This is a genomic window from Shimia sp. MIT1388, assembly GCF_047124445.1.
Taxonomy (GTDB): domain Bacteria; phylum Pseudomonadota; class Alphaproteobacteria; order Rhodobacterales; family Rhodobacteraceae; genus Shimia.
This window is the reverse complement of sequence record NZ_CP138921.1, coordinates 3,488,197-3,511,941: the sequence shown is the minus strand read 5'-3', so window position 1 is coordinate 3,511,941 and position 23,745 is coordinate 3,488,197. Positions and strand designations below refer to the sequence as shown.

At 57.3% G+C, this 23,745-nt stretch carries 23 protein-coding genes and 1 tRNA gene; 10 read left to right on the top strand and 14 right to left on the bottom strand.

What is annotated here, in order from left to right:
• Positions 1–411 precede the first annotated feature (411 nt).
• Positions 412–576 (top strand): hypothetical protein, encoded by a 165-nt coding sequence (locus SIB92_RS17285; RefSeq protein WP_412553204.1) that lies wholly within the window; start codon positions 412–414, stop codon positions 574–576.
• On the opposite strand, the gene SIB92_RS17280 is transcribed toward SIB92_RS17285, so the two are convergent.
• A complete protein-coding gene (locus SIB92_RS17280; protein ID WP_412553203.1) occupies positions 573–1,178 on the bottom strand; it encodes a recombinase family protein in 606 nt (201 codons plus the stop codon). The genes SIB92_RS17285 and SIB92_RS17280 overlap by 4 nt on opposite strands.
• A gap of 240 nt (positions 1,179–1,418) precedes the next feature.
• Here SIB92_RS17280 and SIB92_RS17275 point away from each other — a divergent pair, with 240 nt between their 5' ends.
• Positions 1,419–2,459 carry a lipase family protein gene (locus SIB92_RS17275; RefSeq protein WP_412553202.1) on the top strand — a complete coding sequence of 347 codons (1,041 nt, stop codon included), beginning with the start codon at positions 1,419–1,421 and terminating at the stop codon, positions 2,457–2,459.
• Between the two features lie 114 nt (positions 2,460–2,573).
• On the opposite strand, the gene SIB92_RS17270 is transcribed toward SIB92_RS17275, so the two are convergent.
• The 3 genes from SIB92_RS17270 to SIB92_RS17260 are packed head-to-tail and all read right to left on the bottom strand — an operon-like array spanning position 2,574 to position 5,324.
• On the bottom strand, positions 2,574–3,611 hold the full coding sequence (locus SIB92_RS17270; RefSeq protein WP_412553201.1) for a CBASS cGAMP-activated phospholipase: 1,038 nt from the start codon (positions 3,609–3,611) through the stop codon (positions 2,574–2,576).
• Positions 3,601–4,077, bottom strand: a complete 477-nt coding sequence (locus SIB92_RS17265; protein ID WP_412553200.1) for a hypothetical protein — start codon at positions 4,075–4,077, stop codon at positions 3,601–3,603. Before SIB92_RS17265 ends, SIB92_RS17270 begins: the two co-directional genes overlap by 11 nt.
• Positions 4,077–5,324, bottom strand: coding sequence for a nucleotidyltransferase (locus tag SIB92_RS17260; protein WP_412553199.1), 1,248 nt, complete (start codon positions 5,322–5,324; stop codon positions 4,077–4,079). Before SIB92_RS17260 ends, SIB92_RS17265 begins: the two co-directional genes overlap by 1 nt.
• A 151-nt stretch (positions 5,325–5,475) precedes the next feature.
• Here SIB92_RS17260 and SIB92_RS17255 point away from each other — a divergent pair, with 151 nt between their 5' ends.
• The 5 genes from SIB92_RS17255 to SIB92_RS17235 all read left to right on the top strand — a co-directional run bounded on the left by SIB92_RS17255 (position 5,476) and on the right by SIB92_RS17235 (position 9,374).
• A complete protein-coding gene (locus SIB92_RS17255; RefSeq protein ID WP_412553198.1) occupies positions 5,476–5,793 on the top strand; it encodes a helix-turn-helix domain-containing protein in 318 nt (105 codons plus the stop codon).
• A gap of 216 nt (positions 5,794–6,009) precedes the next feature.
• Positions 6,010–6,363: an ImmA/IrrE family metallo-endopeptidase gene (locus SIB92_RS17250; protein WP_412555864.1), complete on the top strand. Its 354-nt coding sequence runs from the start codon at positions 6,010–6,012 to the stop codon at positions 6,361–6,363.
• A 43-nt stretch (positions 6,364–6,406) separates the two neighbouring features.
• Positions 6,407–7,744, top strand: coding sequence for a hypothetical protein (locus tag SIB92_RS17245; protein WP_412553197.1), 1,338 nt, complete (start codon positions 6,407–6,409; stop codon positions 7,742–7,744).
• 224 nt (positions 7,745–7,968) lie between these two features.
• Complete coding sequence (locus SIB92_RS17240; RefSeq protein ID WP_412553196.1) at positions 7,969–8,271, top strand: helix-turn-helix transcriptional regulator; 303 nt, start codon at positions 7,969–7,971, stop codon at positions 8,269–8,271.
• Between the two features lie 2 nt (positions 8,272–8,273).
• Positions 8,274–9,374, top strand: coding sequence for a tyrosine-type recombinase/integrase (locus SIB92_RS17235; RefSeq protein ID WP_412553195.1), 1,101 nt, complete (start codon positions 8,274–8,276; stop codon positions 9,372–9,374).
• A gap of 160 nt (positions 9,375–9,534) precedes the next feature.
• Here the strand turns inward: SIB92_RS17235 and SIB92_RS17230 are convergent.
• From SIB92_RS17230 to SIB92_RS17205, 6 genes are all read right to left on the bottom strand, one after another.
• Positions 9,535–9,611, bottom strand: a tRNA-Arg gene (locus tag SIB92_RS17230).
• 64 nt (positions 9,612–9,675) lie between these two features.
• Positions 9,676–10,158, bottom strand: coding sequence for an RNA pyrophosphohydrolase (locus SIB92_RS17225; RefSeq protein ID WP_412553194.1), 483 nt, complete (start codon positions 10,156–10,158; stop codon positions 9,676–9,678).
• A 183-nt stretch (positions 10,159–10,341) separates the two neighbouring features.
• Positions 10,342–11,679 (bottom strand): S41 family peptidase, encoded by a 1,338-nt coding sequence (locus SIB92_RS17220; RefSeq protein ID WP_412553193.1) that lies wholly within the window; start codon positions 11,677–11,679, stop codon positions 10,342–10,344.
• A 3-nt stretch (positions 11,680–11,682) separates the two neighbouring features.
• Positions 11,683–12,783, bottom strand: a complete 1,101-nt coding sequence (locus SIB92_RS17215) for a murein hydrolase activator EnvC family protein (RefSeq protein ID WP_412553192.1) — start codon at positions 12,781–12,783, stop codon at positions 11,683–11,685.
• Positions 12,784–12,824: 41 nt separating this feature from the next.
• Positions 12,825–14,345, bottom strand: a complete 1,521-nt coding sequence (gene gpmI / locus SIB92_RS17210) for a 2,3-bisphosphoglycerate-independent phosphoglycerate mutase (protein WP_412555863.1) — start codon at positions 14,343–14,345, stop codon at positions 12,825–12,827.
• A 262-nt stretch (positions 14,346–14,607) separates the two neighbouring features.
• Entirely contained in the window at positions 14,608–14,781 is a 174-nt protein-coding gene (locus tag SIB92_RS17205; RefSeq protein WP_412553191.1) for a hypothetical protein, read from the bottom strand.
• A 42-nt stretch (positions 14,782–14,823) separates the two neighbouring features.
• Here SIB92_RS17205 and SIB92_RS17200 point away from each other — a divergent pair, with 42 nt between their 5' ends.
• The gene (locus tag SIB92_RS17200) at positions 14,824–15,441 is read left to right on the top strand and encodes a CatB-related O-acetyltransferase (RefSeq protein ID WP_412553190.1); all 618 of its coding nucleotides are present in this window, start codon (positions 14,824–14,826) and stop codon (positions 15,439–15,441) included.
• A 118-nt stretch (positions 15,442–15,559) separates the two neighbouring features.
• On the opposite strand, the gene SIB92_RS17195 is transcribed toward SIB92_RS17200, so the two are convergent.
• From SIB92_RS17195 to SIB92_RS17180, 4 genes are read right to left on the bottom strand one after another with little or no spacing between them, the layout of a single operon-like run.
• Positions 15,560–17,599 (bottom strand): hypothetical protein, encoded by a 2,040-nt coding sequence (locus tag SIB92_RS17195; RefSeq protein ID WP_412553189.1) that lies wholly within the window; start codon positions 17,597–17,599, stop codon positions 15,560–15,562.
• Positions 17,596–20,346, bottom strand: coding sequence for a DUF4159 domain-containing protein (locus tag SIB92_RS17190; RefSeq protein ID WP_412553188.1), 2,751 nt, complete (start codon positions 20,344–20,346; stop codon positions 17,596–17,598). Before SIB92_RS17190 ends, SIB92_RS17195 begins: the two co-directional genes overlap by 4 nt.
• On the bottom strand, positions 20,343–21,227 hold the full coding sequence (locus SIB92_RS17185; RefSeq protein ID WP_412553187.1) for a DUF58 domain-containing protein: 885 nt from the start codon (positions 21,225–21,227) through the stop codon (positions 20,343–20,345). Before SIB92_RS17185 ends, SIB92_RS17190 begins: the two co-directional genes overlap by 4 nt.
• The gene (locus SIB92_RS17180) at positions 21,224–22,231 is read right to left on the bottom strand and encodes an AAA family ATPase (RefSeq protein ID WP_412553186.1); all 1,008 of its coding nucleotides are present in this window, start codon (positions 22,229–22,231) and stop codon (positions 21,224–21,226) included. The genes SIB92_RS17185 and SIB92_RS17180 overlap by 4 nt, the downstream gene beginning before the upstream one ends.
• A 67-nt stretch (positions 22,232–22,298) precedes the next feature.
• On the opposite strand from SIB92_RS17180, the gene SIB92_RS17175 reads away from it, so the two are divergent.
• Complete coding sequence (locus tag SIB92_RS17175) at positions 22,299–22,889, top strand: DUF1285 domain-containing protein (RefSeq protein ID WP_412553185.1); 591 nt, start codon at positions 22,299–22,301, stop codon at positions 22,887–22,889.
• A gap of 92 nt (positions 22,890–22,981) precedes the next feature.
• On the top strand, positions 22,982–23,734 hold the full coding sequence (locus tag SIB92_RS17170; RefSeq protein WP_412553184.1) for a hydroxypyruvate isomerase family protein: 753 nt from the start codon (positions 22,982–22,984) through the stop codon (positions 23,732–23,734).
• Positions 23,735–23,745 lie beyond the last annotated feature (11 nt).

Sequence of the window (23,745 nt, the reverse complement as noted above, 5' to 3'; positions counted from 1 at the left end):
CAGACAGAATAGCTCCACTGAGCAAAATCAAAGCCTTCAGACGAAAGACGCAAATAGCATTCCGTGTGACAATTACAGAGTGCAGGCGAGGCGTGTTTCCGAGCCCCAAGGTCGTGCTCTTTCATCAAGGATACTAGTTCTATTATGGGGTAACTGTGTACTTGTTCTTGAATGCACTAATCCCAGCAAAACATGGTGCCTCAGCATGCTAGTCAGGTGCTATCTAAACGAGAACCGGCACAGCTTGAAACCACCCTAGTATTCGCCATACGGCCCCATCGGTTCTTATGGTCAAACTGGCCTCGCCTCCAAGACTTCGCCCATAGTTCTACAGTTCAATCAAGCTGATCGGCTTAATCACACCGTTCACTGACTCATTCTTTGGTAAATAAACCAAAGGAGTGAATTTCTATGACCAATACCCAAAACACACGTACTTGGCCGCTTATCGAACGTATAAGTCCAAAAGCAGCGGCGCTGCTGCAAGAGGCATCTGAAATGGATAATGTTACCTTTGATTTTGAGACACTGCTCAGAGATGAACCTCAAACAAGATGCAGGTCTGCGAACGGTTAACGTGTCGCAATCTTCTGCCTGTGATCACGTAGAATGCGAAACACGGATGCTCTGCCGAGACCAAGTTGTTTTGCGATTTCATCAGGTTTGAAACCTCGCTGTTTCAGCTTCAGCACTTCAGGTGTCTTCAGCCGAGCCGTGGGTTTTCGCCCCTTGTATTTGCCTTCTTTCTTGGCACGGGCGATCCCATATGCTCGGCGTTCCCCGAGACGATCCCTTTCAAACTGAGCGACGGCTCCCATCATGCGAACAAGCAGCATCTGGGTCGGATCGTTCGGGTCGAGAGGATGCGGTGACAAATCTGGGAGCAACCAAATTACATCTGAGTTTTTGGGTCGTGTGATTGCCTCATCGGCAGCAGCAAGGTCACGGAACGCACGGTCCATTTTTCCTGCGACCAGACATATTCGACGGCCTCCTTTGGCACACGTGTTCGCTTCGTCAAGCATCCGGCTAAACTCGGGCCGGTTTCCTCTTGTTGATGCCTCTTCGTAGAAATAACGCGAGCAGCCTAGTTCCCTCAGTTTCGCAAGCTGCTCATCCCAACCGGCTGCCTGTTCGATTCGGTTTACCGAAACCCGTACATACCCCCATTTCTCCAAGTGCCACCTCCAGTATCACTGCCGTCTGAACTTTGTGAGATCGTATCAATAGGATACTGATTCGGCAATTTTGATACCGAATTAAACACCTGACGCGCGGTCTCTCTGAAGACGTCCTTTGTGAGACACCTTAATTGGAAAAAACTCTGGTCGTAGGATCGCACCTGCTCAGTTGACCCAAGAAACGGACACGGCAATAAATAATTGCTCCATTGCATTCAAAAAATTGAGAATGATAGATTGAACAATCGCCCGCCCGTTTACGACGCTCTGCATGAGTTCTCAAAACCTTTCTGGTCTGCGGTTAAGCATGCGGGATGGTTCAATCAAGCAATGTTTGATTTAGCCCCCTTGCCCCCTGAGAGCTTTGCGGCATCAGCAGGTTCTCTGCTTGCATTCTTTCCGTACTGTGTAACGACGGACGGTGAGACAAATGACATTGAGCGGGCAACCATCATACCCTGCGAAGCTTTCCAGCACCTCCTCCGACACGGCTCCGTCGACATCGCGCGTGTCATCGGAAATCCCAACGGAGAAGATGAGGGCGAAGAGTTGGAGATCGATATCATCGCAACTGATGCTTCACTGGCACTCGTGATCAGAGTGAATAATGTCTTCCTGATTGGAGTTCGGGGGACTAGCTACATGTATGAATGGTTGTCAAACTTGTGTGCTCTGAAACTCCAAGAGGCTAAGGGGGAGTACCACCGAGGTTTTTGGGTCGAAACCAAAAAGCTCGAATTAGAAATTTGCAAGTTCTTCAAAACCAAGTTCAACGGGAAAAAGGAACGCTCAAAATGCGTTGTTTACCTTTCAGGACACTCGTTAGGTGGCGCCATCGCCTCTCTCCTCGACCCGTGCGCGATTGGGCTGTCACCATGTTCCATCAAGGGGACTTTCGTTTACGGTGCCCCCAGAACACTCAGCAAAACATCGTGGTATCCAAGCGGGTTGCCCGTGCAAGCGCGGGATCTGCAACTCGATATCATACCACATCTCCCGCCGCTCTTTGCAGGTTACCGGAACCACAAGCACTTAGTTGAGCGCAGGCTATATCCTCGTGGAAAACTGATGGAACTCTGGATTTCTCTGAGGTGGAAACAGTGGCTGCGGAAGAACGCCAAAGTAAAGTCAAACCATATCATCGAAAAGTACATGTTCATGGAGTATCTCGCTATTCAATGCTCCACTATACCGGCAAGCAGCCCTTATTCGTGTGATCAGGGGTATCTAGAATTTCCGTTTGGTCGTTACCGAGAGTTCTTTGATTTTGTGGAGTGACCACCCACAACGGATCCACACAATCTCGCCGAGCTTCAATCTCTAATTCTAGATGAAGTTCTCCAAGCTGCATTAGTACCTGACTTGAATGACTTCAGGTTTCCATTGTGGGTCTCAGAGGATTGCTTCTTCAACTTGTTCTGGACAGAGAAACATCTCGTTGATCCTGTGTCCCGCGCCTTCGACAAGCGATCTCGCAATAGGAGGCATTTCGGCCAAAGCCCGGTCCACATTATCCATTCCGATGCGGATTGCTACCTCAGGGGCGTCGAGGCGGACCATATTGGGGCGACCGATCATCAACCCAGCTTGCCCCAGAGCATTATGAGATTGAGCCCGCGTTGCCGAAGAGACAAAGAGACTCGCCCAAACAAGTCGCCCTCCGATGCGATGCCACCACCGCATCCGATAGCTTTCTTGGCCACAACCCAGGCTCAGAAGCCTGATCTGGGTTCGATCGATATCATAACAAGTCATAGCGTCCACTACACCTATCATGGCTGGATTGTTGGCCCAGATACCCCCGTCGGCAAAAGTGTGCCCGTTTCTCTGCGCCGCTGCAAAGTAAGTGGGGGCCGCTGCTGTCGAAATCCCAACATCAACAAGGCGTTCATACTGGTCTTTCTTGTAGTCGGGGTGGTGGGGGGTCTTAAAGACATACGGTTCACCATAACGGCCTTCAAAGGACGGAACGCAGGTTGGTATGTTCGAAGACCCGAGCAGCCCATCACTGAATTCTCGGCGAAGTTCTCTTTCTAGATTGCTGCGGTTGTATGGCGTGATCGCCCAGCCCGCCCAACCTCGGAGCCACCTTTTTAGACGCCCACCCGGGAATATGTACTTTCCGCGCTCGATATATAGCTTGGAGATTTCCTGGGCTGACTTTCCCTGTCCCAGGCCCAAAGCAATGATCCCACCGGTAGAAGTGCCGACGACCATGTCGAAATGCTCTCCGATGGGCTGGCCATCTAGGAATCGTTTTTCGATTTCGGCCAAGACCATGCAGGGAAGAATACCTAAGATGCCGCCGCCATCGATGGACAGTATCTTGAACGGCTTTTCAGATGGCCATGACTGAACCGGTCTTAGAGACTGCCTAGTCCCGTCTGAGCGGCGAGGGACAGAATGATCGTAGTCGTTGTCACGCGGCATAGTCTTCACCTCTGTCGGTTCTCTCGTCGTCGTGTCGCCCACCGCCGATCCATCGACCAGTCATCTCCCAAAATTCGTAGGCGGCAAGCCATCGGATCGCCCAGCCAACGGTCGTTCTGCTAATGAGCATAGAAGGGGCCCACTCATCTTCTTTCGGATCGAATAGACACAGTGGCGACAGTCTGATGTCAGGGCGTTCAAAATAGACATGGGGTAGGGGCGACTCATCCTCGGCATCCCAGTTCGGAATCAACGACGGTCTTAAGACACGAACTACGGGCATGAGGCGGTGTTGATCGTGTCGTCCCTTCATGGGAAGACCGTACTCAATGCTGACGTGAAATTGCCGCTCGAGCCCTTTCAAGTTGCCGAACCAGATTACGGATTGCGGCCCAATACCCAAAGACGCCTGGAAGTGCGGCCAATCCCTATGCATCGCGTTCACCTGCGCCAACAACGACTTCATCAGGGTTTCCACCTGGTGCCATAGAAAGTAGAGGGGGTTACAACAGGTTTGGCCTTGGTCATAGCTGGGCTCACAGCCAAACCACCAAGGGCACCGAAGCCGTGTCGACCGGAACGAATGGCCTCACCAACTTCCTGCTCCAAATCGTCCACAACCGACTGTCCGACATCTTCGCCAAACATTGCTTTAAGCGTGTCACGGCGGTCTCGAAGGGACTGTCGATCATCTAGAAGCACGTCAAGTTGGCCCATAAACAAACGCATGTCTGCAATCATCGTGTCCTGAGCGGCATAGTTCTCCGGCCATCGGTCGGTAAACATATCGCCCGGGCATCTCGGGTTCTCGACTTGAATTAGCGTTCCCTGATTCCTGGCACACTGCAGGCGATCAAGAATGTGTTGGGAGATAATCTTAAGATTCTGACCAATAGTGCGCCCTGCTCCGGCGACCTCCAGCGTTAAACAACTCAACATCACGGATGCTGGCATTCGCCCGTCTCGGCTGGCCCACCGGATGTTACGGTTCCTTTTGATAAGTTGAAGCGCCACTGTTACCGCGGATTTGCCACCCACGACGGTTGAATGCTCCGGCACCGGTAGCGATTCTGCATCCTTCTGCATAACTACCAGGCCACGATCAGCCTTTAGAGCGCGACGGGCATATTCCCTTTGGAAAGACAGATCGACCGGGCATGTTGTGTTGTATTCATCCGCGAACCCGAAACTGTTGGTTAAAACTCTGTGGTCTTTGTCTCGAGGTTCTTCTGGCTTCGAGTGGTAGATGTAACTCCGGCGCGCGTCCCATTCATCAATTAGTTCCGCAGGCGATAAATCGAGATGCATCCCATCCGCATAGTGGACTGTCACGCAACGTGACTGACGTTCAGTCATGTTATAGTAACGTGAACCTGGCTGACCTCGCATCGCCTCGTAGAGAAGCTCCAAAGCCTGCCACGGGGTCATGCCCGAGGTCATGAGTTCGACAATAATGTCGATGTCAAACCCCTCGAACCTGAACTTTGCCCGAATGGTCGCACCAATGGCGACTGACCCCTGCTGATAAAAAAGGCGAACCTTCCCTTTGAGCGGGCTTCCATCTCTTTCAAGGTGTTTCTCAATGGCAGCTTTCCGTTCCGATAACAGCGCATGCATGCTCGGAGGAAGTTCAATTTTGATGGCGACCGCAGCCAACATTTGTTCAGAAATGCTGTCCCACGGTAAGGCGGGTGTCCCCAGGTGTTTGTTCATGCTCGGCCTCATTGTTCCGATTCGTCGCAGTTGACGAGTGTCCCACAACGTGATTCAAGTGTTTCATAGGTTGGACGGTAACGAGACGGAAACAATCTGTCCAGTGTGTGAAACACTAATTCCAATCTATGGCACACTTGGGAGAACAGCCATGGATGTAGGTGATTTGGGTGCGCTACTCAGTCGAAAGCGTGGAAACCAGGGCGTCAGGGCGGCGGCGAAGGAAATTGGAATCAGCCCCTCGACCCTTTCAAGGATAGAAAAAGGGCATGTGCCCGATGTCGGAACTCTTGAAAAAGTATGCGCTTGGTTAGAAGAAGAGCCGTCAAAATTCACTGGGGTAGGCAATCTCCAAATTGCCTTCAAGAATAAGAAGGCGATGCCACCCACGACTGCCAGATCATTGGCGAATTTGATCGAGGCTGCCTCTAAGCAGTTCGCTGATGAAGTGGATGCAAGGGGACACTAGTTGGCATTTCGTAGAGGATTTAAGTCGCAATGTGAGCGACGTTCAGTAGAATTTCGGCGGCAACTTGGTCTAAGTCAAACTGATCCGCTGGCTGCGGATCGCCTTGCAACACACCTCGGCGTTACGGTTTGGTCCGTTTCGGACGTGGCTGCTCTTGGCGTCGAAGACCATTCGACTTTGAGTGACGAAGCAGATGATTCTTGGTCTGCACTTACAATGAGGATCGGGACAGACAACCTGGTTATCTATAAGCCCGTTTCGTCTGAAGGCAGGCGAAACAATGTCATTATGCATGAGTTGTCTCACATCATCCTCGGTCACGATCTGGCTGAGGCGTGCATAATGGACGACGGCTCATTGGTGCCTGGGAATTTCGATCAGGATCAAGAGGACGAAGCAGACTGGCTAGCCGGGACGCTACTTCTTCCCAGACCAGCATTGATATCTTTTAGAAGAAGCCGGATGGCTGATAAGGTCGCATGTCAACAATATCTAGTTAGCCAAGAAATGTTGAAGTGGCGGCTACGAATGACTGGTGTAGATTACCAACTGGCTCGTTCTCGAACCTGACCGGCAGCCTAAACAACTTCAGCAGAACCAAGTGAATTTTTTAATGTCAGTTTTCAAACCAAGTGGGCGCAGCCTTTCTCCACACCAGCTTGAACAAAAACTGCTGCAAACAAGCAGCTTTCCCAATCAGATTGCCGCCGGATCATTTGCACCACACTCGACGATTGTAGAGGTGGGTTGCTTCCGCACTACCGATGTCCGCAATGCTTTAACAGCAAAAGACTTGATGCCTGTTAGGCAAGATATCCAGGTTCTATGTCACGAGATGACCCACTGGTTTGACTTCTGGGGTACGAGGTGGGGAAGAGAGTATATCGCCGACATTTGTAGGGCGTATCGGGCGCTTGAGCGACGCACGGAAGCCGATTTTCCTAGTATCATTAAGTTGTTTGATCTGGATCGCAGTGTGTTGGCCCCATCTTACTATCGGTATACCAATCCACCTGCGACGACACATTCGGCGGACGTGCCTTGGTCCATAGACTATGTTGCGGGTGCTGAGATTGATCCTTTCGGGAATACCCGCGAAGACAGACCAATCTTCATGGCCAGGTTCGGAGAAAACCCATCTCGATCAACATTCGCTCGACAGCCAGTGTCCGTGGGTGCTTTGTTGGAAGTCAGGGCCATTGCATCCGAAATTGGGGCGGCGATCTCAGCGATTAACTCCCACTCGGACCAGGGCCCAAGGATGGTTGAGATGGCACTTGCCAACCGTGAGTTTAATTCTCTGGCCTACAACCATGAACTCATCGAATATAATGCAGCCGCCCATATCTTGTCAGTCCAGGCAAACACTCGGGAACTTTTTCTTAGTGCAAGATTAGCCGCTGCGCTTGCCTACATTGCATTGAACATGAGCCAATCCGATTTTGGAAAACTCAAAGTACCGGCAGCATTCGCGGCATTTGGAAACCGAAACAGGGCATTTAAGAAGCGGCAGGATAAAGGATACGCATTCGCTGCAATGGTCTTTAATGGTGGTAGGTATGAGGGTGATGAAGCAGAATACATAAAAAGGTGTGTCGCGTCATCGAATCTAGGAACACCAGAGGGGATCATAGAGGCAACAGCCGGAGAACTGGCGAGACCGTTTTGGTTCTCGAACGGAAACGAAATCACGCAACATTTCTTCCGAGAAACCGCTATGAGTCAACGCATAGTCGAGGCCCATTCGAATTATCCGCAGTATGTGCTTTCACTTCAATCTCTGATCACTGATCTTCGGAACGTCGCACCGCCTTTCTTGGATTCCGCAGGGGAGTTCATTGAACTGCATGAAGGGCGAATCGGAGAGTATGATCCTGAAGCGATGCACGACGCGGCGCATGAGCTACGAGAGTACACCCGAAATCTGCTCACAGGAAGCAGGGGCATTTGACTTCCCACTGGGGCGCCACGAACGAATTAAGTGCAATCAAGAACCCAATAATTCTTTCGTTGGTTTTCAGGTGATTGCAAAGCCGTTCGTGACGAAAAAAACTAAATTAAAGCAATGACTTGAATTCACAGCGCATTCAAAACAAATACTCCTGCAAGAACCAACAACTGCGAAACTGATCTGTTTGTTGGTTCAATTTCAACCGAAACCTGCACGGAGTAGCTATGCACACAGAATTTGATACCAACTTTAGCGTAGAGGCAGTGAGCCTAACGCCAACCAGATCATGGCCCGCCATGATGGGCCTTTCGACCATGGCGGAATATCTGGATATGTCCCCGAACTCAGTCAAAAAACTTGTGGCGATGAAGGAACTGCCGCAGCCAGTTTTGGACCTTAGCCCTCGCTTGAGAAGATGGTCCAAAGTTCAAATTGACGAGCAAATCGCCTCCCCAGCCCAAGCCCAGAAGCTTGCGCCAAGAATGGAGGACATCATCAAACTCAACGCAACTAAGCGGGGAGTGTAATCATGCCGAAGATTCGAGAGTGTTTGATAGAAGAGACCACTCGCCACGGTAAAACTAGATACCTATTCCAGCGCGAAAGCGGTGGCCGCCGAATCACTATTCGCGGCACCCCAAATGATCCGGATTTTGAAAAAACTTATGAATATCTTCTGGCAGGTGGGGACCTCCAGAAAGAGTATCAAGAAAGCCTGTTCCGGCGAATTCGCGAAAAGGAACAGCCCTATACGGTCCAAGAACTCGGATTTCACTACTTTGACTACATCGACACCCTTTTGCGCAAACAAAAGATGTCACCATACACTGCGCAGCACTACAGCAGGTTCATCAATCGATTTGTCAAAGAATACGGCCAAGCGCCGATAGAGAGCGTAGAACCTCACCATATCCATCAAGTTTTGGATGGATGGTCAGACACGGATAACGCCTTCAACAATGCGCTTAGAGCAATCAAGCACTTGTTCCGCTACGGTGAACAACGCTGGGGTCTGTCGGCAAACCCGAGCCGGCTCATTCGCAAGGAAGACATTGTCACTGACGGTTTTACGCCATGGGAACGAGAAGAGGTCGAGGCATTCTTTCGAACTCATGAGCGAGGATCAATGGCTCACATGGCTATGACACTTCTGATTCATGCAGCCCCTCGTAGAGCCGACCTAGCAATACTCGGACCAAGCCACATTGAGACCATTCGCGGGGAAGAGGTGCTCAAGTTTCGACCTCAAAAAACGCGGAAGAAAAGTGGAGTTAGTGTCATTGTTCCCATGACCGCTTCGCTACGGGATGCCATCGACGCCTCCTACGACGGAGGAGATACATACATCAGGTCAAGCCGTGGTACACCATTCACACCCGAGAGCTTGGGGACAAAGATGTCGGAATGGGTTCAGGAGGCAGGGTTGAGACCAAACCTTAGCTGCCATGGAATGCGCAAAACCGTCGGCATCGATATGGCTGAAAATGGTGCATCACTCTACGAGATCATGGCCGCATTAGGTCATACATCGCCGAAGGCTTCGCTAGTGTATACCAAGGAGGCGGACCGCAGAAAGTTGTCACAATCAGCGGCAGCGAAGTCGACCTTGAGCCAGTTCATTACCAGATGACCAATTTTTGCGACGTGCTGAATGGGAAGAAGCTTCCTTGTGCGTCGCAAATTCATTTCCGGGGCTAAGCGCACTTCCCCAGCCCGCGAAACAAGCTAACTTACACACCTTTTACACACCAACCAGTGTGTTGCCATTTTCCCAATAATTTCAAAGATACTGGCGACCCCGGCAGGATTCGAACCTGCAACCTGCCCCTTAGGAGGGGGCTGCTCTATCCAGTTGAGCCACGGGGCCACGCAGGGGCGTTCTACCCCCGGTGTTTGTGTTTGTCATCTGGCGATTTGCCAGAGCGCAGGTCTCAAAGATACGCCTCAAAGGCCGCCACAACCTGCTCATAGACCTCACGCTTGAACGGCACGATATTGGCCACCAACTGATCCGCGGGCAGCCAGCGCCACTCGGAAAACTCCTGATGGTCCAGCGCGATATTGACCTGATCGTCTTGCCCGTGAAACCGCATCAGATACCACTTCTGCTTCTGGCCCCGGTACTTGCCTTTCCAGATGCGCGAGGCAATCTCCAACGGCAGATCATAGGCAATCCAGCCCTCGGTTTCGGCTTCAATGGTCACCAAAGACGCCGACACACCGGTCTCTTCCTCAAGCTCACGCAGCGCGGCGTCGCGTGGTTCTTCGCCCTTGTCGATCCCACCCTGCGGCATCTGCCAGGCCGGCTCCTTGCTGTCGATGCGTTGGCCCACAAATACGCCGCCCTCGGCGTTCACCAGCATCACGCCGACATTCTTGCGATACGGCAGTTTTTCCAGCTCTTCACGGGTCATTTGCGCACTCCAAACACAGATCTCTCCCCGTCCTAGCGAAGCGCTTCCCCTGACGCAATGCACCTGGGATTCTCCTTCCCCAAATATCTCGGGGAGTCACAGCCCGCTGTGACGGGGCAGCGCCCCTCAAACCAAAACGGGCGCCCCAACCGGGACGCCCGCCTATCTCACGCAGCGCGTGGATTACTCTTTTGGACCCAGCGCCGACAGACCGGTCAGGATGTCCAGCGCATAGGCCAGCTGATAATCCTCTTCGCGCAGCTTGGCAGCTTCTTCCGCCTTGGCACGATCTTCTTCGATCTGACGCACCTCATCCTCGGACAGGCTGTCGTTGTTGAGGCTGCCGCGCAGGTCCGCCTCAGAACGGGTGCGGCGGTTGGTGTCCTCTTCCTCCTCCGGTGTCTCTGCGGCCCGGCGTGGCTGCTCCACCACAATGTCCGGGCTCACGCCCAGCGCCTGAATGGAGCGGCCCGACGGCGTGTAATACCGTGCTGTGGTCAAGCGCATCGCGCCATCGCCGCGCAGCGGCATCACAGTTTGCACAGAACCTTTACCAAAGCTCTTGGTGCCCACCACAATCGCACGACGGTGATCCTGCAGCGCGCCAGCCACAATCTCGGACGCCGACGCAGACCCGCCGTTGATCAGCACAACAATCGGCTTGCCTTCGGCCAGATCCCCCGGCGTCGCGTTGTAGCGCTCGCCATCCTCCGGGTTGCGGCCACGGGTGGAGACAATCTCGCCTTTTTCTAGGAAGTTGTCGGAGACCTTGATCGCCTGCGTCAGCAGACCACCCGGGTTGTTGCGCAGGTCCAGCACAATCCCGTTCACGTTCTCCATGCCACCCAGCTCTTCAACCTGTTTGTTGAAGCCGTCCACGAGGTTTGGCGTGGTCTGATCGTTAAAAGTGGTCACCCGCAGCACCACGCTCTCGCCGACATTGCGGCTGCGCACGGCAGTGAGCTTGATAGTGTCGCGCACGATGGTCACGTCAAACGGCTCCGGTTCGCCTTCGCGCACCACGGTGATCACGATCTCGCTGCCCACTGGACCGCGCATCTTTTCAACCGCTTCGTCCAGGGTCAGGCCCAGCACGCTTTCGCCATCCACATGGGTGATAAAGTCGCCCGCTTCGATGCCCGCCGCGTCCGCGGGGGTTTCATCAATCGGCGAGACAACTTTCACAAAGCCTTCTTCCTGCGTCACCTCGATACCCAGGCCGCCAAACTCGCCGCGGGTCTGCACCCGCATGTCATCGGCATCATCTGGGCTCAGATAGCTGGAATGCGGGTCCAGAGAGGTCAACATGCCGTTGATCGCGGCTTCGATCAGGTCGGCGTCATCCACCTCTTCCACATATTGAATGCGGATGCGTTCAAAAATGTCGCCAAACAGGTCCAGCTGCTCATAGACATTGGACTTGCGCGCGCTTTCCTCTGCCAACAGCGGCCCGGCCACCTGTGTGGTGACCAACAGACCGGCCACAATGCCTCCCGCTGCTGCGGCGACGAATTTCTTCATAGGTTATCCATCCTCATTCGTTTGGAACCACATTTCCGGGTCCACAGGCGCTTTGCCTTCTCTGACCTCTATATAGAGCGTTTCTGAGCGCGCATTGCCAGAGGCTTCACTAGACTGTGAGAGAATTGCGCCACTTTCCAGCCCATTTCCTCCCATCAAGCCAATTGGCGCGCCCTCAGGAATCACTTCGCCCGCGTCCCCGTAAACCTGCGCCAAACCTCCTAACACAAAGAGTACGCCAGGTTGCGGCTCAAGGATCATCACATTGCCGTAGTCCAACAGCGGCCCGCGATAGCGGATTGTCGCCGCCGTGGGCGAGACCACCAAAGCACTTGGTCGCGTCGCCAGCACCAGACCGGGGCGTCGAATGCCCGCTGCGTCCGCCTCTCCGGCACGACGAAGCACGCTGGCTTCCACCGGCAGGCGCAGGCCACCTTTGCGGTCCATCACATCCGGCAGGTCGATCTCGGCCATGCCTTCCACCTGCAAATCCACCAGCGCACTGGCAAAGCCTTCCAGCGTTTCGGTGGAAGCGATCAACAGCGCGGTTTGCACCGGGTCTTCCGTGAAGCGCTTGGGTAAATCTGTGCGATCGGCAATGGCTTTGGACAGTTCCGTGCGCGCGTCCTGCGCGCCTTCCAACCCGTCCTGCAATGTCTCTGCCGCACCTTCTTGCAAGTCACGCAGAATGGTGACCTCTTCCAAATCCCGCCGCAACGAAGCTGCGCTTTTTTCCAGCGCCGGTGTGACATCCGCCAGGATCATGCCGGACCGTGCCGTGCCCATCGGACCGCCCGGGTGCACCATAATCACTTCCGGCGGGCCTTTTCCCATGCTTTGCAGCACGCCCAGCAGGCGGGCAATCTCCGCCTCTTGCGCCTTGAGTTGCTTGGACAGCTGCGCTTCACGGATCGCCGCACGCCGCAATCCGGCCCGCAAGGCCGTCAACCCGGTCTCATAGGCCTGCACCACACCGGTCAGCGACTTTACCCGATCGCGCCCACCCTTGGCCTGTGCCAAGGCCACAGAGGCAGCCTCCAGCTGATCCACAGCCTCTCGCGCCGCCGTGGCCGGATCAGGCTCCGCCCAAACCGGCGCCGCCATCAACGCCAACGACGCCGCGAGGATATGTCCGCGCAAAGCCCTCAAACGATCAGGCTCTCTCCGGTCATCTCTTCCGGCTGCTCCAATCCCATCAACTGCAGCAGGCTTGGGGCGAGATCGGCCAAACGCCCAGCCCGCAGCCCCGCGCCCTCCGGTCCGTTCACCAGCACCACAGGCACCAGATTGGTGGTATGCGCCGTGTGCGGCCCGCCAGTTTCCGGATCCACCATCACTTCACAGTTGCCGTGATCCGCAGTGACAATCATCGCCCCGCCCACTTTCTCAAGCGCCGTGCGCACCTTGCCCAGCCCGTGATCCACAGCCTCGCAAGCCGCCATCGCCGCCTCAAGGCTGCCGGTGTGGCCGACCATATCCGGATTGGCGTAGTTGGTCACGATCAGGTCGTAGCCATGCTCAATCGCAGCAACAAACTTCTCCGTGACCTCATCCGCGCTCATTTCCGGCTGCAAATCATAGGTCGCCACTTTTGGGGACAGCGGCATAAACCGGTCCTCGCCCTCAGAAGGCGTCTCTTCCCCGCCGTTCAGGAAGAACGTCACATGCGGGTACTTTTCGGTTTCGGCCAAACGGAACTGCGTTTTGCCTTGCTTGGCCACCCATTCGCCCAGCGTATTCTTGATCTCTTGCTTGGGATAAGCAGTGGTCATGTAGCCATTGTGCGCTTCGGAATAGTCCACCATGCCCAGCACCGCCGCCCAATCTGGCCGTGCCGATGCATCAAAGGCGTCAAAATCCGGCTGCGCCAGCGCTGCGAGGATTTCCCGCGCCCGGTCGGCGCGGAAGTTCAAACAGAAGAAACCGTCGCCGTCTTTTGCGCCCGCATAATCGCCAATGGTGGTCGCCACGATAAACTCATCGCTTTCATCGCGCGCATAGGCCGCTTCCACCGCCGCAACACCGTCCGCCGCCTTGTGTACTGCCTCGCCGGTCACCCAAGCACCGAACGCCTGAGACACCCGCTCCCACCGGTTGTCGCGATCCATCGCATAATAGCGCCCGGTCACAGTGCCAACTTTGGCCCCTTCCGGCATCTGCCCCTGCAGCGTCGCGAAATACTCCAAGGCGGACTTCGGCGCCACGTCACGGCCGTCAGTCACAGCATGCAACACCACAGGTACGCCGGCGTCCGCAATCGCTTTCATCGCCGCCAACACATGGGTGATATGCCCGTGCACGCCGCCATCGGAGACCACACCCATCAAATGCGCCGTCCCGCCGGTGTCTTTCAACTTGGCAATAAACGCCTGCAGCGCCGCGTTCTCAAAAAACGACCCGTCTTCAATCGCCAGATCGATCTGACCCAGATCCATCGCCACCACTCGGCCCGCGCCAATGTTGGTGTGACCCACCTCGGAATTGCCCATCTGCCCGCTTGGCAACCCCACATCCGGCCCATGTGTGATCAACGTCGCAGAAGGTCCATCAGCCATCATCGCGTCAAAGTTCGGGGTTTTCGCCAGATAGGGCGCGTTTGCCTCGGTTTGATCAGACAGCCCCCAGCCATCCAGAATGCACAATACAACGGGCTTTGGCGCCATGATCACTTGCTCCAATAGGTAGGTCGGCCTCAATCACAGGCGTTCTACCGCGCAGGCTGCCGCGAAGGAACCGGTTTTTGTAAAGCGACCTACTGAAATGCCCCTCGCTTCCCAGCTCAACAGCCCTCAGGGAAACCTCTATTGCGGCGACCACACCTTCTACCTAAAAGAATATTGGTAATATAAATATTCACTTCAGGCCTGCGCCAAAGCACTACTTTCCCTTCACATCATGTTAGACAAACCCAAACCAATATTTCGTCCGCTAAGCCAATTGTCCGAACACGGGCTGCGCCTCTCCAACGGTTTTGACACGCGCGGTAAGCACCTTCAGGTTCAATTTGAAGCACCGTGCCAACTCAACAACGCCCCTGCCTATTTCTACAATGACATCAAAATCGGCATGTACTCCTTTATCCGGTACGGCATCATCCGGCATGTGGAGTCCATCGGGCGGTATTGCAGCATTGGTCCAAACGTCATGATCGCCGAGGGAGAACACCCCACCAACTGGCTTTCGACATCGCCCAGCCAGTACACCCTACCGCAATTCGATTTTTATCCGCCTGAAAAAGAAGCCGCCGAAAAGCGGCGTGTGAAGCGCACTCGGAAAAACAGCGACGGCGCCACAGGAACGACAACAGTTGGTCATGACGTCTGGATCGGCGGCGGCGCTTCCATCCGGCGCGGTGTGAAGATAGGTCATGGCGCCATCATCGCCGGCAATGCCTTTGTCACCAAAGACGTTGCCCCCTACAGCGTCGTCGCAGGCACCCCGGCCAAACACATGCGGTTCCGCTTTAACTATGCAACGGTCCGCAAATTGCTGACACTGCGATGGTGGCGTTTCAACATCAATGATCTCGCCGGCGTGCCATTTGACGACATCACTGAAGCGCTGAAACAAATTCAATCCATGGAAAAGGCCGGCGACATTTCCCCTGCCGAACGCAAATACAAAAGTGTCTGTGTCTACACCAAAGGCTTTTATGATCTCAGCGAAACGACCGAAACGGACCCAGAGGCATTCCCGGCTCCCAAAGACGATCCTTTGGGATTGCCGATGTACTTGGACTTTGTGAAAAGTTTGACGTCTTAAAGCCCCTGCCTTTGCCTCTCGGAAAAGCAGGCAGCCGGGTCCGAACCGGCGGCCAGCCCCCGCCGCCCTTTCGGGCGACTCCCCCGGGATATTTTGGGTTAGAAGAAGTAGAGGCCCCCTACCGCCGCCCCTCGCGCAGCCAGCCCATCAGGATGAACCCGGACGCCAAAAGCAGCACCAACCACCCCGGCAACAGCGGCGCACGGGCCACATCCAGCGTCTCAAACGCCTCCCTTGGTGTCAGCCCAATCCAATTGCGCCCCGCCGCCGGGCGGCCTTCGCGCACATTGCGCACGCCGGGCACACCATCCTCCAGCCTCAACACCCCGCCCCGCGTGGTCTCCAACAAAGGCGTCAACGCCTCCGCGCTGGCAATAGTGGTCTCAAACTCCCGCGGCGCCGCCGGGCCAAGCCCAACCACAGTCTCCATGTCATCCTGAGCAAGGCGATAGAGCCCCATTTCAGGCCCTTCATAGGTGGTCTCAAACTGCCCCGGCGTGCCCTCGCGCATCTCCAGCGTAACGGTCTCGCCGCTTGGCGTGGTGATGGTCAGCGGCCCCACAGCCTCTTCCAGACTGCGCCGCACAATCCGCAGCGTCTGCCCCGTGGGTTCCGCCCAAAGCGCCTCTTCTTCCAATTCCGGCTCGCCCATCATCCAATGGGCCAACCGACGCAACAGTTCCAACTGCGGACCACCGCCTTCGTAGCCCCGCGCCCAGAGCCAGGCGTGATCGGAAGCCAAAAGTGCCACACGCCCCTCTTCCACGCGATTGAGAACCAAAAGCGGACGGTCTTCGCTGCCAGTCATCAGCACATCGCCCGCATCCGGCGTCACTTCGATCTGACGCAGCCAGCGCCCCCAGGTCTCTTGATCCGGCAAGCCCGCCGTCACCGGATGGCGCGCCCCAAGCTCAGACACGGTTGGCGCGTAGGCCTCGTCCACCACCCGCGCCGTTGGACTGGCTGGCAGCACTTCGGCCAATGGCGAGCGGAAAATACTATCTGCGGAGGCATAATCCGGCCCTGCCGCGACAAGAACAGCCCCGCCCTTGCGCACATAGTCCGCCACGTTTTCCAGATACAAAGACGGCAAAATTCCACGCCTCTGATAGCGATCAAAAATGATCAGGTCGAAGTCCTCGACCTTCTCCAGAAACAACTCCCGCGTCGGGAAGGCAATCAACGACAGCTCGCTCACCGGCACGCCGTCCTGCTTCTCCGGAGGGCGTAGAATGGTGAAATGCACCAGATCCACGCTGGCATCCGATTTTAACAGATTGCGCCACGTGCGCCCGCCCGGATGCGGCTCACCAGACACCAACAGCACCCGCAACCGATCCCGAACCCCGTTGATCTGTACCAGCGCGGCGTTGTTGCGATCGGTCAATTCTCCCTCGGCCATGGGCACCGAAAACTGGATCACATTGCGCCCGCCATGGGACAGCGTCACCGGCAGGTCTATGTCGCGATCCAAAGGCACAGAGAACCGCTGTGGATCGTCACCATCAATGGAAATGTCCACCTCCACGCGGTCTGCATCGGTAGGCGCTGCGCCAGTGTCCTCAATCCGCAGAGTTAGCGTCACCGGCTCACCCAGAATGGCAAAGGCCGGGGCATTCTTGATGCTCAACCGCCGATCCCAATCGCCTTCGCGTCCGGATTGTAGCAAATGAAACGGCGCGGGCAGGTCCGGCGCGCGGTCCATGTCATGCACCTGCCCATCACTCAGCGCGACAATGCCCGCAATCCGCCCGCGCGGCTCCTGCGCCAAAGCCTCAGACAGCGCCGCCATCATCTCTGTGCCGCCGTCACCATCCGCATCGCCCACATCAATCCGGCGCACTTCGGTGTTGTCCCGCGCCGCTAGGCGTGCCTCCAAAGCCGCCGCTGCGTCCTCGGTCTGTGTCTCGCGATCGCTCAACCGCTGGCTAGCGGAGCCATCCACCAACATCAGCACAATATCACTCAACGGCGCACGGTTTTCGGTCTGCAACACCGGCCCCGCCAAAGTCGCTAAGATCACCAGACCCGCCGCCCCGCGCCAGGCCCACCCGGCCAAGCCACGCCACAGCGCCACCGAAATTGCCACCGCGCTCAGCACAGCCAAAACCGCCAAAAGCCACAGCGGCACAATCGGGTCAAACACCACGCCCGTCATTGGCCCAACCGATCCAGCAACGCAGGCACATGCACCTGATCGCTCTTATAGTTCCCGGTCAGCACATGCATGATCAGGTTCACTCCAAAGCGATAGGCCAGCTCCCGCTGCCGTTCTCCGGCCCGTCCGCGCCCCACCGGGAACAACGTGTTGCCACGTGTATCCACCGCCCAGGCCGCGCCCCAATCATTGCCGCCAATCACCACCGGCGTGACCCCGTCATTCAGATTGCGAAACGGCATGCCTTCGATTTTTTCTGCATCCGCAGGCGCCGCCTCGACCCAGACATCGCGGCTCATGTAGCGCCCCGGAAAATCCTGCAGCAGGTAAAACGTCCGTGTCAGCACATGGTCCTCCGGCAGCGGATCCAGCGGTGGAATGTCCAAGCCAGCGGCCAGCCGCTGCAACTTCCGACCCGTCGGGCTGCTCGCGCCAAACCGCGCCACATCGCTGTCGCGCGTGTCAAACAGGATCATGCCGCCACTGCGCAGATAGGCGTTGAGCTTGCCATAGGCCTCCTGCGACGGGGTCGGCTGATCCGGCGTAATCGGCCAATACAGGAACGGATAAAACGCCAGTTCATCCGTTTCCAGATCAACGGTCACCGGGTCCGCAGGCTCCACGGACGTGCGGAAATACAGCACGTTGCTCAACCCACGTAACCCGGCCAGCGCAATGTCATCCACCTCGCGATTGCCGGTACGCACATGACCCAGCACCACCTCCTGCGCATGGCTTGCCGTCACTGAGGCCTCCTGCGCAAATCCATCTGTGGCCGGCAGCATCAAAGCCAAGGCCACAACCGCCACCCGCGCGCCCCAAAGCCGGCCCGAAACAAACAAGGACGCCAGCACATCCAGCGCCAAAATCACCAAAGCCGCCGCAAGGAAATCGCCCGACAAGTCCGTCGTCACCGCCCCGCGCAACCCTTCCACCGGCACCGTCACCGGCCAAGTTGCAGGCGCCAACTCTGTTTCCGGTGCCAACACATGCAAGGCCAAAACCTTCTCCCCGTCGCGGTACAAACCAGGCCGCAGCTCCGGTCCAACGCGCCCCTCCGCCAAGGCCTCGCCCGCCACACCGGGCAAGGTCTGCGCATCTTCCAACCGGCCATATCCATCCAGCACTTTCAGCGGCTGCCAGGTGGTGCCCGCCAAGCGCGCCTCCGCCTCTTCGCCCACCGCGCTCAGTACCGCCAGCCGGTCCAGCATCTGCACAAACAGGCCCGACAAAGGCAACCCGGACCACTCCGCATTGGCGGTCACATGCACCAGCACCACCTGCCCCTGCCCCACCGCCTTGCGGGTCACCAACGGTGTGCCATCGCTCAAGCTGGCAATCACCCGCTCTGCCAAGGTTGGGTCCGGTTGCGCCATCACCTGCGCTGTCACGGTCACCTCCTCAGGCACCGGCAGGCCATAAAACGGGCTCTCCACATCAAACGGCGCCAGCGACTTAGGCTCCCCCCAACTCATTGCGCCACCGACGCTCCTGCCACCGGCCCGCAAACGCACCGGCAACAACGGGTCTTCCTCGGTGCGACTGATCTCACTCGCTGCCAAACGCGGCCCGGCAAAACGCAGCAGCAAGCCACCCTGTTCCAGCCACTCAATCATCGCCGCGGTTTCGCCCTCAGACAAAACCGCCACATCAGCCAAAACAATCACGTCAGGATTGGCGGGCAGAATGTCACTCAAAGCGCCCTCAATCACATCCGCCGTCGGCACCAAAGCCTGCCGCAAATAATGCAACGGCGACAGCAGTTGCAGCCCCTCTCGGTCTTCCCGCCCGGCAATCAGCGCCACCTCGCGCCGCCGCAGGCTGTCATCACTGAGCGCCACAGCCCCTGCCGAACGCACACCAGCAATTTCAAACCGCGTCAACCGCGCGCGCAGCTCGCTTGGCAGGACAAGCGCGTTCTCACTTGACTGCGCGCCTTCTTCAAACGTAAGCGGCAAGCTTGCCAAAACCTGTTCCGAGCCGCCCGGATCGGTGCCAATCGCCAGTACCGTGACCTCCTGCGCAATCGCCACTTCGCTGCGCTGCGCCGTCATCACCAGCTTGCCATCCTCATAACTAGGCGGCATCAACGCCATGGCCCCGCGCCCGGTCTGCACCACCCGCACCGCGCCCTTGTCCTGCAGCGCCGCCAGCAAATCTGCGCGCCCCTCGCGGGCCACACCGTCTGACAACCACACCGTGTCAAACCCGTCCGCAGCTGCCAACGTCTCGGCAAATGCAGCCATCGCAGCGTCATCCGCCGCCCAGGCCATCGGAACCACGCCCGCCATACGCGACTTCCACGCATCCGCCTGCAGGAACAACAACGGCTCCGGCGCGCTCAACCGCTGCACCGCCGCCACGCGCCCATCCCGCGCCGCCTCATCCAGCAGCGCCGTGACCATATCCCGCCGCGCATCCCAATCTGGCGCAGACGCCCAACTGCCATCCATCAGGATCAACAACGGCCCACTGCCCGCCTCACGCGTCTGCGGGTTCAACACCGGCCCCGCCAGCCCGACGATCACCGCCGCCACCGCCAGCATCCGCAGCAGCAACAGCCACCACGGCGTGCGATCCGTAACCGTGTCTTCGTCACTCAGCCCAAGCAGCAGCAGCACGCCGGGAAACCGCCGCCGGATTGGCGCAGGCGGAATCGCCCGCAAAATCAACCAAAGCACCGGCAGCGCGATCAGCGCCACCAGCACCCAAGGCGCAGTAAATCCTATCGGCAACCCAAAGATCATCCGCGCCGCTCCAATGCCCGATGCAGCCACAACAGCGCCGCCTGCGCGGGTTGCCCGGTGCTGTGATGGCCATAGAGCCAACCCGTTGCGCGGCACAGGTCCTTAAGCGCCGCCTGCCGTTCCGCCAACCGCTCCAGATACCGCAGCCGCAGATCATCCGCCTTCTTGGTATCGTGGCTCAAACTGCCGCCCATGCTTTCAAAAATCGCCCGGCCTTTGTACGGAAAATCCTCTTCCGCCGGGTCCAACACCTGCAAACACGCGCCCATGACGCCACGATCTGCCGCCTTGGTCAGTGCCGCCTGCACAGCGTCAAAGTCGCCCATGAAATCAGAGATGAACACCGCCCGCGCATGGGGCAGCATCGCTCGCGACTCTGGCGTGCCATAGTCCGGCGTCTCGCCACCGACATCATCGCGCAAAAACATCTCCGCTAGGCGCAAAATCTGCGCCTCGCCCCGACGGGGCGGCAAATCCGTGCCGGTCAACCCAACCCGCTCGCCACTGCGAATGAGCAGGATCGCCAACGCCAGCGCCAACAGGCGCGCGCGATCCGCTTTCTGCGGAGAGTCTTTCTCGCTGCCAAACAGCATTGACGGGGCGGTATCGACCCACATCATCACCGACTGCGCCACCTGCCATTCGCGTTGACGCACAAACTGCGCGTCCGATTTAGCCGAGCGCCGCCAGTCAATCATGCGCAGGCTGTCTCCGGGCTGCACCGGCCTGTATTGCCAGAAATCATCGCCCATGCCCGCGCGCCGTCGTCCATGCTCGCCGAGCAGGACCGTGCCCGCCAAATGCTCCGCATGTGCCAACAGGGGCGGCAGGCTAGCGGCCTCCGCCTCAGCCTGACTGCGCAGATAGGGCGCTGCACTCACGCGGCGGCTCCAACACTGTCAAACCGCGCCACCGTTTCGGCAATCAGCCCCGCAAGGCTCTCGCCCCGCGCCCGTGCCGCAAAGGTCAGCGCCATCCGGTGGCTCAGCACCGGACCCGCCATATCAATCACGTCCTGCGCATTGGGCGCGAGCCGCCCCTGCAGCAACGCCTGCGCCCGCACTGTCATCATCAAGGCCTGCGCCGCCCGTGGTCCCGGTCCCCAGGCCACGTTTTCGCGCACCGCCTCGGTCGCGGTCTCATCATCCGGACGACACGCCCGCACCAGATCAAGGATCAGCTCCATTACGCTTTCCCCAACCGGCATCCGCCGCAACAGCGTTTGCGCCGCGATCAACTCCTCTGCGGTGAACACCGCATGCGCCTCTTCCTCTTCCACACCGGTGGTGGCCAGCAAAATATCGCGCTCCGTGTCCCGATCCGGATAGGGCACATCAATCTGCACCAAGAACCGGTCCAATTGCGCTTCGGGCAGCGGATAGGTGCCTTCCTGCTCAATTGGGTTTTGCGTGGCCAGAACATGAAACGGCGCGTCCAGCGGGCGATCCGCCCCGGCCACCGTCACCTGTTTCTCCTGCATCGCCTGCAACAGCGCGGATTGCGTCCGCGGGCTGGCGCGGTTGATCTCATCCGCCATCAAAAGCTGACAGAAAATCGGCCCAGGCACGAATCGGAACTCCCGCGTGCCGCCTTTGCCTTTCTCCAGCACCTCGGAGCCAAGAATGTCTGCAGGCATCAAATCCGGTGTAAACTGCACCCGGTTGCCATTGAGCCCCATCACAGTCGACAGCGTGTCTACCAGCCGCGTTTTGCCCAGGCCCGGCAGGCCAATCAGCAGCGCATGTCCCCCACAGAGCAAGGCCGAAAGCGTCAGATCGACAACCTGTTCCTGTCCGATAAAGCGCTTGGTGATCGCCGCCTTGGCCTCCGCCAATTTTCCGCCCAGCTCTTCAATCTCTGCGACAAGGTTGTCCACATCCGCCATACTGTGTCTCCCGTAACTCTACCTGCTTACGTTGACAGTAACGCGCTCAGATGAAATGGCAAAAGCAATGAGGGAACAATTTCCTGTGAAAATTGACGCAGATACCATCGCCGCCTCCGCCACAGCCGCCGTAAAAGCGCGCGGCCCGGCGCCTGTGCACCTGTGGAACCCGCCCCATTGCGGCGATCTGGACATGCGCATCGCGCGCGACGGCACGTGGTTTTACGAAGGCAGCCCGATCAATCGCCCGGCCATGGTGAAAATGTTCTCCAACATCCTGCGCAAAGACGGCGACGATTATGTTCTGGTCACCCCGGTCGAAAAAGTCGGCATCACGGTCGAAGACGCGCCATTTGTCACCGAAGATTTCGAGGTGACCGGCGAAGATGACACCCAGGTTCTGACTTTTGAAACCCACGTGGGCGACTTCGCCGCCGCAGGTCCTGACACGCCGATCCGCGTCGAGATCGACCCGGAAACGGACGAACCGGCGCCCTATGTGACCGTCCGCGCCAACCTTGAAGCGCGCATCACCCGCAAGGCGTTTTACCGCCTGGTGGAGCTTGGCACCCACCAGGACGTCAACGGTCAAAGCATGTTTGGCGTGATGTCTTCCGGCGTGTTTTTCCCCTTCCTGCCGTCAGAGGCACTGGACTAAGGCAAACTTCCGCCAAACCGTTCAAACTTGCGGAATTTCAGACTGTTCCGCACGCAGCAAAGCTGGAATAACCCTCGCCAGAGGAGACCGCGATGCCCAAATTTGCCGCCAACCTGACCATGTTGTTTGCCGAATTTCCGGAGTTGGACCGCTACGAGGCCGCCGCCGAGGCAGGCTTTGAGGCGGTGGAAATCCTCTTTCCCTATGAGACTCCCGCGCCGGAAACCCAGCGCGCTTTGCTGCGCAATGGCCTGTCGCTGGAGCTGATCAACTGCCCGCCGCCCAACTACACCGGCGGCGACCGCGGCTTTGCCGCTGTGCCCGGTTTGGAAGACCGTTTTCAACGCGATTTCCGCCGCACGCTGCGCTACGCCGACATGCTGCGCGCGCGCATCGTGCACATCATGGCGGGTGCCGCGTCAGGCGCGGAGGCCCGCGCCACCTTTGTAGAAAACCTGAAATGGGCCTGCGCCTTTGCCCCTAAGCAACAGCTCACCATCGAGCCGATCAATGACGTCGATATGCCGGGGTACTTCCTGAACAATTTTGATCTGGCAGCGGAGATTTTGGACGAGGTCAACGCCCCCAATCTGGCGCTGCAGTTTGACACCTATCATGCCCATAAAATCCACGGCGACGTGCTCGAGTGCTGGGACAAACACAAATCCCGCGTGCGCCACATCCAGATCGGCGGCCTGCCGGATCGCAACGAGCCGGTGAAGTCAAAACACTTCGACTACCCCGCGTTCTTCGAGATGCTGGATAAAACCGGCTACAGCGGTGCCGTCAGCGCCGAATACAACCCTGCCAAACGCACAGAACAGGGTTTGGGCTGGCTGAGCTGAACCGCACCCTC